General features: G+C 68.8%; 12 protein-coding genes. 3 read left to right on the top strand and 9 right to left on the bottom strand.

Annotation, left to right across the window (positions count from 1 at the left end; all coding sequences use genetic code 11):
- Position 1: 1 nt before the first annotated feature.
- Positions 2-913 (bottom strand): LysR family transcriptional regulator, encoded by a 912-nt coding sequence (locus AC1DIX_RS10055; protein WP_477324010.1) that lies wholly within the window; start codon positions 911-913, stop codon positions 2-4.
- Positions 914-1,029: 116 nt separating this feature from the next.
- On the opposite strand from AC1DIX_RS10055, the gene AC1DIX_RS10050 reads away from it, so the two are divergent.
- From AC1DIX_RS10050 to tcuC, 3 genes are all read left to right on the top strand, one after another.
- A complete protein-coding gene (locus AC1DIX_RS10050) occupies positions 1,030-2,121 on the top strand; it encodes a porin (RefSeq protein WP_477324008.1) in 1,092 nt (363 codons plus the stop codon).
- Positions 2,122-2,147: 26 nt separating this feature from the next.
- Positions 2,148-2,945, top strand: a complete 798-nt coding sequence (locus tag AC1DIX_RS10045) for a substrate-binding domain-containing protein (protein ID WP_477324006.1) — start codon at positions 2,148-2,150, stop codon at positions 2,943-2,945.
- A gap of 139 nt (positions 2,946-3,084) precedes the next feature.
- Positions 3,085-4,302, top strand: a complete 1,218-nt coding sequence (gene tcuC / locus AC1DIX_RS10040) for a tricarballylate/proton symporter TcuC (protein ID WP_477324068.1) — start codon at positions 3,085-3,087, stop codon at positions 4,300-4,302.
- Between the two features lie 55 nt (positions 4,303-4,357).
- Here tcuC and AC1DIX_RS10035 read toward each other — a convergent pair whose 3' ends face one another.
- Genes AC1DIX_RS10035 through AC1DIX_RS10000 form a run of 8 tightly spaced genes read right to left on the bottom strand, consistent with a single transcriptional unit; the run spans position 4,358 to position 12,931 of the window.
- Positions 4,358-5,059, bottom strand: coding sequence for an ABC transporter ATP-binding protein (locus AC1DIX_RS10035; RefSeq protein WP_477324004.1), 702 nt, complete (start codon positions 5,057-5,059; stop codon positions 4,358-4,360).
- 32 nt (positions 5,060-5,091) lie between these two features.
- Complete coding sequence (locus tag AC1DIX_RS10030; RefSeq protein WP_477324002.1) at positions 5,092-5,862, bottom strand: ABC transporter ATP-binding protein; 771 nt, start codon at positions 5,860-5,862, stop codon at positions 5,092-5,094.
- Positions 5,859-6,881 (bottom strand): branched-chain amino acid ABC transporter permease, encoded by a 1,023-nt coding sequence (locus tag AC1DIX_RS10025; protein WP_477324000.1) that lies wholly within the window; start codon positions 6,879-6,881, stop codon positions 5,859-5,861. Before AC1DIX_RS10025 ends, AC1DIX_RS10030 begins: the two co-directional genes overlap by 4 nt.
- A gap of 1 nt (position 6,882) precedes the next feature.
- Entirely contained in the window at positions 6,883-7,755 is an 873-nt protein-coding gene (locus tag AC1DIX_RS10020) for a branched-chain amino acid ABC transporter permease (protein WP_477323998.1), read from the bottom strand.
- Entirely contained in the window at positions 7,755-8,930 is a 1,176-nt protein-coding gene (locus AC1DIX_RS10015) for an ABC transporter substrate-binding protein (RefSeq protein ID WP_477323996.1), read from the bottom strand. Before AC1DIX_RS10015 ends, AC1DIX_RS10020 begins: the two co-directional genes overlap by 1 nt.
- 28 nt (positions 8,931-8,958) lie before the next feature.
- Positions 8,959-9,735, bottom strand: a complete 777-nt coding sequence (locus AC1DIX_RS10010; protein ID WP_477323994.1) for an alpha/beta fold hydrolase — start codon at positions 9,733-9,735, stop codon at positions 8,959-8,961.
- 7 nt (positions 9,736-9,742) lie between these two features.
- On the bottom strand, positions 9,743-11,302 hold the full coding sequence (locus AC1DIX_RS10005) for a benzoate-CoA ligase family protein (protein WP_477323992.1): 1,560 nt from the start codon (positions 11,300-11,302) through the stop codon (positions 9,743-9,745).
- A gap of 54 nt (positions 11,303-11,356) precedes the next feature.
- Positions 11,357-12,931, bottom strand: coding sequence for a 3,4-dehydroadipyl-CoA semialdehyde dehydrogenase (locus AC1DIX_RS10000; RefSeq protein ID WP_477323990.1), 1,575 nt, complete (start codon positions 12,929-12,931; stop codon positions 11,357-11,359).
- Positions 12,932-12,947: the final 16 nt, after the last annotated feature.

Here is a 12,947-nt window from a genome sequence, read left to right as displayed (position 1 = left end):
ATCAGCTTGCGGCCGGGCGCTTCAGCAGCGCTTCGGACAGCATCTCGAACAGGGTGCGCGCCGCCGGCGCCATGCTGTGATTGCGCTTGCTGATCAGGCCCAGGGTGCGCTTGATTTCCGGATTCACCAGCGGCACGCCGACGATGCCCTCCAGCCGCTCCGGCAGCACGGACAGGCCGGGCACCGCGGCCACGCCCATGCCCGCTTCGACCAGGGCCAGCACGCCGGACACGTGGTTGACCTCGCAGAAGATGAGGGGATGCTTTTCCACGCCGGCCAGCGCGGCGTCGATCACGCTGCGGTTGCCGCTCGACTTGGCGACCGAGATATAGCGTTCGTCGACCGTCTCCTTCCAGCTCAGCACCTTGCGCGCCGCCAGCGGATGGTCGCGCCGCATCGCCAGCACATAGCTCTCCACATAGATCGCTTCGAACACGATCTCCGGGTTCTCGGCGCCGGCGAAGTTGATGCCGAAGTCGGCCTCACCGTTCAGCACCAGGTTCAGCACGTCCTGCGCGCTCTCGTCGTGCACGCGCACGCGGATGCGCGGGAAGCGCGCGCTGAAGCGTTTCAGTACCTCCGGCAGGAAATGCCAGACGGCGGTCGGCACGCAGGCGAGGGTAACGGTGCCGGTGCGGTGGGCCGCGAGGTCGGCGACGCCCAGCACCGCGTCTTCGAGGTCGTCGAGCGCGGTGCGCACGTTCACGAGGAAGGTCTGGCCCACATTGGTCAGGCGCACGCGGCGGGTGGTGCGCTCGAACAGCTTCACGCCCAGGCTGTCCTCCAGCTTGTCGATGCGGCGGCTGAGCGCCGATTGCGACAGGAACAGGTCGTCCGCGGCCTGGCGAAAGCTGCCGCGCTCGGCCACGGCAACGAAGGCCTGCAAGTCGTGGATATCGTAATTGATGCGCATGGCGCAAGAATACGCTGGGAAATTGCAATTATCAAATGAACCCGTATGAAGCATGATTGGCGCAATAAGCAATAAGCAACCAGCCTCGCCAAGAAGGCTTTTCATACGGAGACAAAGTGCGTCAATCATGCATCCTTGCGGCCCTGCTCGTGTCGAGCGGCGCCTGCCTGGCCCAGAGCAGCGTCGAGCTGTACGRCATCGCCGACCTCGGCCTGCGCGCCACCAGCGGCCTGAGCGCCAAGAACACGCCCGCCACGCCGGGCACGGCGACCGCCGTCAGCAGCGGCGTCGACAACACCAGCCGCTGGGGCTTCAAGGGCCAGGAATCGCTGGGCGGCGGCTGGAAAGCCCTGTTCCGGCTCGAAGGCGGCATCAATGCCGATACCGGCACCTCGGCCAAGAGCGACCGCATGTTCGACCGCCTGGCCTGGGCCGGGCTCGACTCCCCCTACGGCACGCTGGCCCTGGGACGCCAGCCCAACCTCCTGTCCGACGCGCTCATCCCCGTCGATCCGCTCGGCAAACGCGACGCCTCCTTCAACCCGAACATCAATATCGCGGGCCTGAGCAACACCGCCTTCGGTACGCACGCATTCGGGCGCCAGTACGGGCCGAGCGGCTACGCGGACAACTTCTACCGCCTCGACAACACGGTCAAGTACATCGGCAACCTCGGCCCCTGGCAGGCACGCGCCGCCTATTCCTTCGGCGAGGTGCCGGGCGACGCGGCGGCATCGTCGAGCCACGGCGTGGCCCTGGCCTACCAGCGCCCGGACTGGACGGTCTCCGGGGCGACCACGCAATTCCGCAGCCGCGAGGGCATGCCGCTCGACGCCTGGACCATCGGCGCGGCGCTCAAGCAGGGCGCCTGGCAGTTCAAGGCCAACGCCGCGCGCAACGTGGCCGTGACGGGAACGGATAAAAGCGTGCACCAGCGCGTGCTGTCCGCGGGCCTGAGCCGCGCCCTGGGACAGAGCCTGCTCGTGACCACCGCCTGGTACGCGGTGCGGCGCGAAGCCACCGGCCTGCCCGACGACGGCTTCGACCGCGGCTTCCTGTTCGTCGAAGAGACGCTGGCGCCGCGCACCACCGCCTACCTCGAAGCCGATTACACGGTCTGGCGCGGCGACGCCGCGGGCCTGACCGCTTCCCGTCCCAACGACCGCCACGGCACCGGCCTGACGCTGGGCCTCATGCAGAAGTTTTAACCAATAACCGATACAAGGAGACCGCCATGCGTTCACACTACCTGAAAAACACCGCGATGACGGCGCTGGCCGCGCTTGCACTGGCTACCGCTTCCACTCATGCCGCCCACGCCACCGATCTCTACGTCGTCAGCTCGGGCGGTTTCGCCCAGGCCTACAAGGACCTGGCCGCGCCTTACGAGCGCGCCAGCGGCGACCACCTGGTCTCCGCATGGGGCCCTTCGATGGGCGCGACGAAGAACGCGATCCCGGCGCGGCTGGAGCGCGGCGAGCCGATCGACGTCGTCATCATGGTCGGCGACGCCCTCGACAAGCTGATGGCCGAAGGCCGCCTCGAACCGGGCAGCAAGGTGGTCCTCGCCAATTCGCCGATCGCCTGCGCGGTCCGCCATGGCGCCGCCAGGCCGGACATCGGCACCGTCGACGCCCTGCGCGCCGCCTTCCTGGCCGCGCCGCGCGTGGCCTATTCGGACAGCGCGAGCGGCGAATACATCCGGCGCCAGCTGCTGGACAAGCTCGGCATCCGCAAGCAGATGGAAGGCCGGGCGGCCCAGATTCCGGCGACCCCGGTCGGCGAGATCATCGCCCACGGCGAGGCCGATTTCGGCTGCCAGCAGCGCAGCGAACTGAAACCCGTGCAGGGCATCGACATCGTCGGCCTGCTGCCGCAGGAAGTGCAGCTGAAGACGGAATTCTCCGGCGCCGTGGTGCGCGGCAGCCGCCATCCGGACGCCGCCCGGGCCCTGCTGCGCTTCCTCGCCGCGCCGTCGAACGCCGGCGCCATCGAGGCGACCGGGCTGGAACCGGCCGCCGCGGCCCACTGATCAACCTTCCGCGGAGCTCATCATGTCCATCGAATCCACCGTCAACGCGAACCATGCGGCGCCGGCCGTGTCCCCGCCGGCGCGCGCCCCGTCCAGGCTGGGCGCCGTCATCCGGGTCACGAGCGGGAACTTCATCGAAATGTACGATTTCTTCCTGTTCGGCTTCTACGCGCACCAGATCGCCAAGGCCTTCTTCCCGAGCACCAGCGAGTACGCCGCGCTGATGATGACCTTCGCCACCTTCGGCGCCGGCTTCTTCATGCGTCCGCTGGGCGCCATCGTCCTGGGCAGCTATATCGACCGCATCGGCCGCCGCAAGGGCCTGGTGCTGACGCTCGGGATCATGGCGTCCGGCACGGCGCTGATCGCCTTCGTGCCCGGCTATGCCACCATCGGCCTGCTGGCGCCGCTGCTGGTGCTGATCGGCCGCCTGCTGCAGGGCTTTTCGGCGGGCGTGGAACTGGGTGGCGTCTCGGTCTACCTGTCCGAGATGGCGACGCCCGGCAACAAGGGCTTCTACGTCAGCTGGCAGTCGGCCAGCCAGCAGGTGGCCGTGATCTTCGCCGCCGCGCTGGGCTATGGCCTCAACAACGCCATGCCGAAGGACGTCATCGCCGACTGGGGCTGGAGGATTCCCTTCTTCATCGGCTGCTCGATCATTCCGGTGGTGTTCTACATCCGCCGTTCGTTGCAGGAGACCGAAGCCTACCTGGCGCAAAAGTCGCACCCCACCTTCCGCCAGATGATGCGCACCATCGCCTGGAACTGGCCGCTGGTCGCGGCCGGCACCATGCTGGTGGTGATGACGACCGTCGCCTTCTACCTGATCACGGTGTACACCCCGACCTTCGGCAAGAGCGTGCTCCACCTGAGCACCACGGACAGCCTGCTGGTGACCCTGTGCGTCGGCCTGTCGAATTTCATCTGGCTGCCGGTCATGGGCGCGCTCTCGGACCGTATCGGCCGCTGGCCGGTGATGGCGGTCTGCTCGGCGCTGGCGGCGCTGACGGCCTATCCCGCGCTGTCCTGGCTGATCGCCCATCCGAGCTTCGGCAACATGGTCATGATCGAGCTGTGGCTGTCCTTCCTGTACGGCAGCTATAACGGCGCCACCATCGCCGCGCTCACCGAGATCATCCCGGTCCAGGTGCGCACCACCGGCTTCTCGCTGGCCTACAGCCTGGCGACGGCGCTGTTCGGCGGCCTGACGCCGCTGGTGTCGACCTGGCTGATCGAAGCCACCGGCGACAAGGCGGCACCCGGCTACTGGATGGCGCTCGCCGGCGCGATCAGCCTGGTCGCCACCTTCCTCGTGTACCGCGGCATCATCAAGGAGCGGGCCCTGCCTCGCTCCTGATCCGCGCCTGACTCCTTGCTGGCGGCGCCGTCGGACCCGCGCAGCCCTGAAGCGATCACACCCCCAGATAGCGCGCCAGCGTGTCCGGTTCGGCCAGCAGCCCGGCCGAGCCGCCGCGCGCCACCACCTGGCCCTTTTCCAGCACCACCGCGGAATCGGTATGCGAGAGCACCGCATGGTAGTTGCGGTCGACGATCAGTGTGCCGATGCCGGTCTTGCCGATCTCCGCGATCACGCGCCAGATCTCCGCCACGATCAGCGGGGCCAGGCCTTCGGTCGCCTCGTCGAGGATCATCAGGTCCGGATTCGTCATCAGCGCGCGGCCGATCGACAGCATCTGCTGCTCGCCGCCGGACAGCTGGTGGCCGCCGTGGCCGAGACGCTCGGCCAGGCGGGGGAAGGTGTCCAGCACGCGCTCGTAAGTCCAGTCATTGCGCCCGCCGGGGCCGCGGCGCGCCGTCATCACCAGGTTCTCGCGCACCGACAGGTTGGGGAAGATGCCGCGCCCTTCGGGCACGTAGCCGATGCCGAGCCGCGCCATGCGTTCGGGCGCATTGCCCGTTACCTCGCGCCCGCGCCAGCTCACCGTGCCGGACGCCGCCGGCACATAGCCCATCAGCGAGCGGATCAGGGTGGTCTTGCCCATGCCGTTGCGGCCGAGCAGGCCGACCGCGGTGCCCGGCGCGATCTCGAGATCGACCCCCTGCAGGATGTGGCTGTCGCCGTAATAGGTGTTCAGTGCGCTAATCTGGAGCAAGGCAAACCTCTCGGTGTCGGGGCGTGGACGGTTCAGGCATGGGCGTCGCCCAGGTAGGCGCGCTGCACCTCGGGGCTGGAGCGCACGTCGGCGGGCGAGCCGCTGGCGATCACGGCGCCGTTGACCATCACCGTGATGCGGTCGGCCACGCGGAATACCGCATCCATGTCGTGCTCGACCAGCAGGATGGCATGGCCGGGGCGCAGGCGCTCCAGCATGGCCAGCATGCGTTCGCTCTCCTCGGCGCCCATGCCGGCCAGCGGCTCGTCGAGCAGCAGCACCTGGGGCGTGGTGGCGAGGCACATGGCGATTTCGAGCTGGCGCTTCTTCCCGTGGCTCATGCTGCCGGCGTTCAGGTGGAGGGCGTCGGCCAGGCCGGTGGCGTCCAGCGCGGCGCGCGCCGCCTCGAGGCTGGCGCGGCAGGACTGGGCGCCCTGCCACAGGCTCCAGGGCTTCTGGCGCGCGGCCTGGGCCGCGAGCCGGCAGTTCTCCAGCACAGACAGGGCCGGGAAGATCGTGGTGCGCTGGTAGCTGCGCCCGACGCCCGAGCGCGCGCGGCGCGGCTGCGACAGCCCGGTGATGTCCCTGCCGTCGAGGCGGATCTCGCCGGAGGACAGCGGGATCTCGCCGGACAGCAGGTTGATCAGGGTCGACTTGCCGGCGCCGTTGGTGCCGATCACCGCGTGCACCTGCCCGCGGTGCAGGTCGATCGAGACGCCGTCGACGGCGACCAGGCCGCCGAAGCGGCGCGTCAGGCCGCTGGCCTGCATCAGGGGAGTGGCGCTCCTGGTCTGGTCGCTCATGGGCGGCTCCGCTTGAGGGAGAAGCGCCGGCCGATGCCGACCAGCCCCTTCGGCAGCAGGGCGACGAAGGCGATCATGGTCAGGCCGAGGGTCAGTTGCCAGCGCCCGGCGATGGCCGGGCCGAGCAGCGCTTCGGACGAATAGAATTCCTTGAGCAGCACGAAGGCGGCGGCGCCGATCACGGCCCCGCGCAGCGAGCCCAGGCCGCCGAGGATGATCATCATCAGCACCGCGCCGGATTCGTGCCAGGACAGCAGTTCCGGGTTGACCACGCCGTTCTTCGAGACGTAGAGGAAGCCCGCCACGCCCGCCAGCGCGCCCGCCAGCACGAAGGCGGCCAGCTTGTAGCGGTAGGTCTGGAAGCCGGCCGCGCGCATGCGCTGCTCGTTGATGCGGATGCCCGCCAGCGCATGCCCGAAGCGCGAGCGCAGCACCAGCGCGAGGAAGGCGTAGCACAGCACCAGCAGGCCGAGGGCGGCGAAGTAGAGGTGGAGCGGCTGTTCGAAGTCGGCCAGCACCGTGTCGCCGGCCTTGAGCACCGGGCGCATCATCAGGTACATGCCGTCGCTGCCGCCGCCGATCGGGGTGTCGTGGAACACGAAGTAGGCCATCTGGGCGAAGGCCAGGGTTACCATGATGAAATAGACTTCGCGCGTGCGCAGGCTGAGCGCGCCGACCAGCAGCGCATACGCGGCCGCCGCCAGCATCGACAGCCCGAGCAGCAGCAGCGGCGAGCCGGCCTCGTACTGGGGCGCGGCCAGCGCGGTGGCGTAGGCGCCGATGCCGAAGAAGGCCGCGTGGCCGAGGCTGACCAGGCCGGTGGTGCCGGCCAGCAGTTCGAGGCTGAGGGCGAAGATCGCGTAGATGACGATCTTCATCACCAGTTCCTGGTAATAGGTCTCGAGCACCAGCGGCGCGAAGGCCAGGACCACGGCGACGGCGGCCGGCGCCAGCCAGTCGCCGCGCCAGCGCGCACGCGGTGCGACGGCGCCTGCCGCAAGGGGGACGGAAGAATGCATCTCAAAATCCTTTGTTTCTCAGGCCCTGGGGGCGCCAGATCAGGATGACCGCCATCAGCACATAGACGCCGATGCCCGACAGTTGCGCGAAGAAGACCTTGCCGAAGGTATCGACGAAGCCGACCAGCAGCGCCGCCAGCAGGGCGCCGGAAATCGAGCCGATGCCGCCGATGACCACCACCACGAAGCACATGATCAGCACGCCGCCGCCCATGCCTGGATAGACCGAGGCGGCGGGCGCCGCGATCATGCCGGCCAGGGCGGCCAGCGCCACGCCGCCGGCGAACACCGCGCGGTACAGCAGGCGGATATTGATGCCCAGGCCGCGGCTCATGTCGCGGTTGCTGGCGCCGGCGCGCACCATCATGCCCAGGCGCGTGCGGTTGACCACCCAGTACAGGGCGAAAGCGACCACCAGGCAGGCCGCCGAGGCGAACAGGTTATAGGCCGGATAAGTCATCATGCCGCCCAGCGAGATGCCGCCGGCCAGCCAGCCTGGCGCCTGCACCCCGTGCACCTCGTTGCCGACCAGGATGCTGCGCAACTCTTCGAACACCAGGATCAGGGCATAGGTCATCAGGACCTGCTGCAGGTGGTCGCGTCCGTACAGGAAGCTGAAGAAGACCCATTCGAGCACGAAGCCGAAGACGGCCGCCATCAGCATGCCCGCCACCAGCATGGTGATGAAGTGGTCGCCGAACATGGGCGCCAGCAGGTAGGCCAGGTAGGCCCCGGTCATGTAGAAGCTGCCATGGGCGAGATTGATCACGCCCATGATGCCGAAGATCAGGGTCAGGCCGCTCGCGACCAGGAACAGCAGCAAGCCGTACTGGATCGCGTTCAGGCACTGGACCAGGAAGGTCGGGAAATCCATCAGAACGGACGGCAGCCGCGCGCCGGGTCGGCCAGGGCCTTGATGGCCACGCCCTTGACCACGTTGTCGCCGCCGACCACCTGGCGCAGGTAGATGTCCTGGACCGGGTTGTTGGCCGCCGACAGCGTGAACTTGCCGCGCGGGCTGTCGATCGTGGCGGTGTGCATGGCCTTCAGCAGGGCATCGCGCTTGCCGTCGATGTCGCCGCCGACGCTCTTCAGGCCCGTCGCCAGCAGCTGGGCGGCGTCGTAGCCCTGCACCGCATAGACGTCGGCGTCGAGGTTATAGGCCTTGGTGAAGGCGGCGCGGAAGGCGTTGTCGCGCGGCGTGTTCAGCTTGTCCGCATAGTGCAGGGTCGTGTACAGGCCCTGGGCGGCGGCGCCCTGGGCTTCGAGGGTGCCATCGGTCAGGAAGCCGGCGCCGTACAGCGGAATGGTCTTGTTCAGGCTCGCGGCCACGTAGTCCTTCACGAATTTCACGGCACCGCCGCCGGCGAAGAACACATAGACGGCGTCCGGCTTGTCGGCGGCGATCTGGGTCAGCAGGGCCTGGAACTCGACGTTCGGGAAGGGCAGGGTCAGGTTGCCGGTCACCTTGCCGCCGCCTTTTTCGAAGGCTTCGGTGAAGCCCTTCACGGATTCCTGGCCGGCCGCGTAGTTCCAGGTGACGGTGACGACCTTCTTGTGCCCGCGCTCGGCCGCCACCTTGCCCATCGCGAAAGCCGGCTGCCAGTTGCTGAACGAGGTGCGGAAGATGTTCGGACCGCACATCGGCCCGGTGATCACGTCGGCGCCGGCGTTCGGCACGATCAGGATGGTCTTGCTTTCCTTGGCCGCCTTGGCCATCGTCGCCGCCACGCCCGAGTGCACGGTGCCGACCAGCACGTCGACCTTGTCGCGCTTGATCAGCTTGTTGACGTTGTCGCTGGCCTTGGCCGGATCCGACTCGTCGTCGACCTTGAAGTACTGGACTTCGCGGCCTCCCAGCTTGCCGCCCTGTTCGGCGACGTGCAGCTTGAATCCGTTCTCGATCATGGTGCCGAGATTGGCGTAGGTGCCGGTGGCCGGCAGCATGAAGCCGACCTTGATCGGGGCATTGTTCTGGGCGCCGGCGAGACCGGCGGCGAACAGGGCAACCGCGGCGGCGGTGGTGCGCAGAGTGGCTGGAAGGTGCATGAAGTGTCTCCTCGTTGTTATGGGGCGATCAGGCGGTGCCGATCATGAACCGGGTGGCTTCGTCGATGAGCTTCCCGGGTTGGTCACGATGAGGCGAGTGACCGCAATCCGGCAGCACGAGCAGGTGCGTCTGCGGCGCCAGTCTCGCGATGCCGTGGATCTGTTCCAGCGTGCCGTACTCGTCGTCCTCGCCCTGGACCGCAAGGATGGGCGCGTCGATGGCAGCCAGGTGTTCGCGGATGTCCCAGGCGCGGAAGGCCGGGTCCAGCCAGATGTCGTTCCAGCCCCAGAAGGCCGAGTCGATGTCGTCGTGGTAGCGCGCCAGGCGCTCGCGCAGGCCGCCTTCCAGGTAGGCCGCGCGGGCCTCGGCGATGGATGCCACCGACAGCTCCTCGACCATGATGTGGGGCGCGGCCACCACCAGGCCGCTGACCGGGAAGCGCGCCGCATGCAGCAGGGCGATCGAGCCGCCGTCGCTGTGGCCGAACAGCCATGGGCGCTCGATGCCCAGTTCGGCCAGCAGCGCGGGCAATACCTGCCAGGCCTGGCGGTGCATGAAGTCGACAGTCCAGCGCTCCTCGTGCGGGCGCGGCGTCGAGCGGCCGTAGCCCTTGCGCGAGTACACCAGGCCGCGCAGGCCGCAGGCAGCACAGAAGCGCTCCGGAAAATCCTTCCACAGCGCGATCGAGCCCAGGCCCTCGTGCAGGAACACGACCGTCGGGTGCGCCGATTCGGCCGCGCCGACCCACTGGTATTCGAGGCTCAGCGGGATGCCGTCCAGGTCCAGCCTGGCGAATGCGGACATGGCAGCCTCAGACCGCGCTGCGCAGGCGGTAGCGCTGGATCTTGCCGGTCGCCGTCTTCGGCAGGTCGGCCACGAACACCAGCTCGCGCGGATACTTGTGCGGCGCCAGCCGTCCCTTGACGAAGGCCTTCAGCTCGTCGGCCAGCAGATCGTCGGGCTGGCGGTCCTTGCCCAGCACGACGTAGGCGGCGGTCTTGGTCAGGCCGTCGGCATCCTGCTTGCCGACCACGGCGCACTCGAGCACCGCCGGGTGGGCCGTGAGCGCGGCCTCGACCTCGATCGGCGACACGTACTGGCCGCTGACCTTCAGCATGTCGTCGCTGCGGCCCGCATACACCAGGCGGCCGTCGGACTCCATGATGTACTTGTCGCCGCTCTTGAGCCATTCGCCCTGGAAGGTGGCGCGGCTCTTTTCGCGGTTCGACCAGTAGAGCAGGGCGGCGCTGGGGCCGCGCACGTACAGGTCGCCGATCTCGCCCGACGCCACCGGGCGGTCGTCGTCGCCGCGCAGCTCGACCTCGTAGCCGGGCACCGGGAATCCGGAGCTGCCGTAGCGGACGTCGCCGGCGCGGTTCGAGACGAAGATGTGCAGCATCTCGGTCGATCCCAGGCCATCCAGGATGTCGCAGCCGAAGTGGTCGCGGAAGGCCTGGCCGACTTCGCGCGGCAGCGCCTCGCCGGCCGAGGTGCAGACCCGCAGCGCCACCTGTTCGCGCGGCGGCGGGGCGGCCGAAGCCAGCATCGCCACGTACAGGGTCGGCACGCCGCCGAAGATGGTCGCGCGGTGGCGAGTCAGGCGCGCGAACACGGCCTGCGGGGTCGGGCGCTCCGCCATCAGCACCACGGTGGCGCCGACGCTGAGCGGGAAGGTCAGGGCGTTGCCGAGGCCATAGGCGAAGAACAGCTTGGCGGCGGAAAAGACGATGTCCTCGCTGTTGATGCCGAGGATGGGCTTGGCGTACAGCTCCGCGGTCCAGAACAGGTTGGCGTGCGAATGCACCGCGCCTTTCGGGCGGCCGGTCGAGCCGGACGAGTACAGCCAGAAGGCGAAGTCGTCGGCGCAGGTGTCGGCGTGGGCGTCGGCCGCCAGCGGGGCAATGTCGAGCAGGGCGTCCATGTGCGGCAGGGAGGCGTCGACGACGTCGCCGGCGGCGATCAGTTCGGGCTTGCCGCGGGCCGCGGCGAGGGCTTCGCGCACGCAGGGCAGCAGGGCCGCGCTGGCGACGATGGCCTTGGCGCGGCTGTGGTCGATCATATAGGCATAGTCGGCGGCCGGCAGCAGGGTGTTGACCGGCACCGGGATCACGCCGGCGAACATGGCGCCCAGCAGCGCCACCGGCAGGTCCACCGTGTCCTGCATCACCAGCAGCACGCGCTGCTCCGGCTGGATGCCGCGCGCCAGCAGGCCTGCTGCGAAGCTCCTTACGCGGCGGTCGAGTTCGCCGTAACTGAGGCTGCCGCGGTCGTCGATGAAGGCGGTCTTTTCGGCGCGGTCGGCGTTGAGGGCCAGGATGTGCCGTGCGAAGTTGAACTGCTTCGGCAAGGTGATGCTGTGATGGTCCATCATGTCTCCTTTGCCGGGATCGCGCCGTCCACGCGTCCCGTTTTATATATGCGCCGCCTAGTCCAGACGAAGCTGGACCGCCTCGCGCGTCGTCAAGGCCAGGGCCGAGGGCGAACCCTGCACGGCGCTGCGGCGGTGGTAGAAGGCCAGGCCGCGCAGGCCGCCCAGTTCCTCGCCGCCGCCGGCCCGGCCGGGACCGCCGTGGATCGAGGCCGGCATCACGTTGCCGTGGCCGGTCTGGGTCTTGCCCACGTCCGGCGTCACCAGGTGCACCCGGCCGTGGGAAGCCGCCAGCAGCGGCGCGGCCGCGGCCAGCCAGGATTCGTCCTCGCCGAACACGGAGGTCACCAGCGAACCCAGGCCGCGGTGGCTGAGCGCCAGCGCATGCGCGGCGTCGCGGTAGCCCAGCAGGGTCGAGACCGGGCCGAAGACTTCGTGTTCGTGCACCAGGCGCGCGGCATCGCCGTCCGGCAGGCCGAGCAGGGTCGGCGCCACGCAGGCGGCCACCGCCGGGTCGGCGTCGACCAGGACTCGATTGCGGCCGTCGTGCAGCACCCGCGCCTCGCCGGCGAGGGTGGCGATCCCGTTCCGGACGCTGTCGAACTGTTCGCGGCTGACCAGGGAGCCCATCCTTACTTCGGGATTGCGCGGATTGCCCACGCTGACCTGGGCCAGGCCCGCGCCCACCGCCTCGGCCACGGCGTCGAACAGGCGGACCGGCACCAGCGCGCGGCGGATCGCGGTGCAGCGCTGGCCGCTCTTGGTCGTCATCTCGCGCACCAGTTCCTTGACGTAGAGTTCGAAGGCGGGCGAGCCTGGCTGGGCGCTCTCGGCCAGGATGGAGGAATTCAGGCTGTCGGCCTCGATGTTCAGGCGTATCGAGTGGCGCACCACGCCGGCGTGGGAACGGATCAAGGCGGCGGTGTCGGCGGAGCCCGTGAAGGACAGCACGTCGAAGGCTTCGAGTGCGTCCAGCAGGCCGCTTGATGAACCGCACACGATCGACAGCGCGCCCGGCGGCAGCACGCCGGCCTCGATCACGTCCGCCACCATGCGCTGGGTCAGCCAGGCGGTGACGGTGGCCGGCTTGATCACCACCGGCACGCCGGACAGCAAGGCCGGCGCCGCCTTTTCCCACAAGCCCCAGGCCGGGAAATTGAAGGCATTGATGAACAGGGCCAGGCCGCGCACGGGCGCCAGGATGTGCTGGGACTGGAAGGAGCCGTCGCGGGCGAGGGCGGCGGCCGAGCCGTCGAGCAGCAGGCGGGCTTCGCCCAGCGAGGTGCCCAGCTTGGCGTAGTAGTTCAGGGTGAAGGCCGCGCCTTCGATGTCGACCGCGGAATCGGCCTGGGTGGTGCCGGAATTGGCCTGGGCGATCGCATAATACTCGTCGCGGTTCGCCTGCAGCACCTTGAGCACATCGCCCAGCATGGCGGCGCGCTGGCCGTAGCTCATCGCCTGCAGCGCCGCGCGTCCGCTGTCACGGGCGAAGGCGAAGCCCTGTTCGAGTCCTTCGGCGCGGCCGCCGGTGGCGGCCAGCGCTTCGCCGGTGACCGGATCGCGGAGCAGGTGGACGGCGTCGGCCGCATCCTGGCGTACACCGCCCAGGTAGTTGTGCAGGAAAATGGTCATGATGTCTGTGCCTGGT

It is taken from the genome of Massilia sp. 05N420 (genome assembly GCF_056397205.1).
The sequence above is the reverse complement of the archived record's forward strand: the minus strand, read 5'-3'. Positions and strand labels throughout refer to the sequence as shown.

Bases quoted from the DNA above. Each gene is read 5' to 3' on its own strand.
- AC1DIX_RS10055 (WP_477324010.1), bottom strand. From the start codon at position 913: ATGCGCATCAATTACGATATCCACGACTTGCAGGCCTTCGTTGCCGTG.
- AC1DIX_RS10045 (WP_477324006.1), top strand. From the start codon at position 2,148: ATGCGTTCACACTACCTGAAAAACACCGCGATGACGGCGCTGGCCGCG.
- tcuC (WP_477324068.1), top strand. From the start codon at position 3,085: ATGTACGATTTCTTCCTGTTCGGCTTCTACGCGCACCAGATCGCCAAG.
- AC1DIX_RS10030 (WP_477324002.1), bottom strand. From the start codon at position 5,862: ATGAGCGACCAGACCAGGAGCGCCACTCCCCTGATGCAGGCCAGCGGC.
- AC1DIX_RS10025 (WP_477324000.1), bottom strand. From the start codon at position 6,881: ATGCATTCTTCCGTCCCCCTTGCGGCAGGCGCCGTCGCACCGCGTGCG.
- AC1DIX_RS10020 (WP_477323998.1), bottom strand. From the start codon at position 7,755: ATGGATTTCCCGACCTTCCTGGTCCAGTGCCTGAACGCGATCCAGTAC.
- AC1DIX_RS10015 (WP_477323996.1), bottom strand. From the start codon at position 8,930: ATGCACCTTCCAGCCACTCTGCGCACCACCGCCGCCGCGGTTGCCCTG.
- AC1DIX_RS10010 (WP_477323994.1), bottom strand. From the start codon at position 9,735: ATGTCCGCATTCGCCAGGCTGGACCTGGACGGCATCCCGCTGAGCCTC.
- AC1DIX_RS10005 (WP_477323992.1), bottom strand. From the start codon at position 11,302: ATGATGGACCATCACAGCATCACCTTGCCGAAGCAGTTCAACTTCGCA.
- AC1DIX_RS10000 (WP_477323990.1), bottom strand. From the start codon at position 12,931: ATGACCATTTTCCTGCACAACTACCTGGGCGGTGTACGCCAGGATGCG.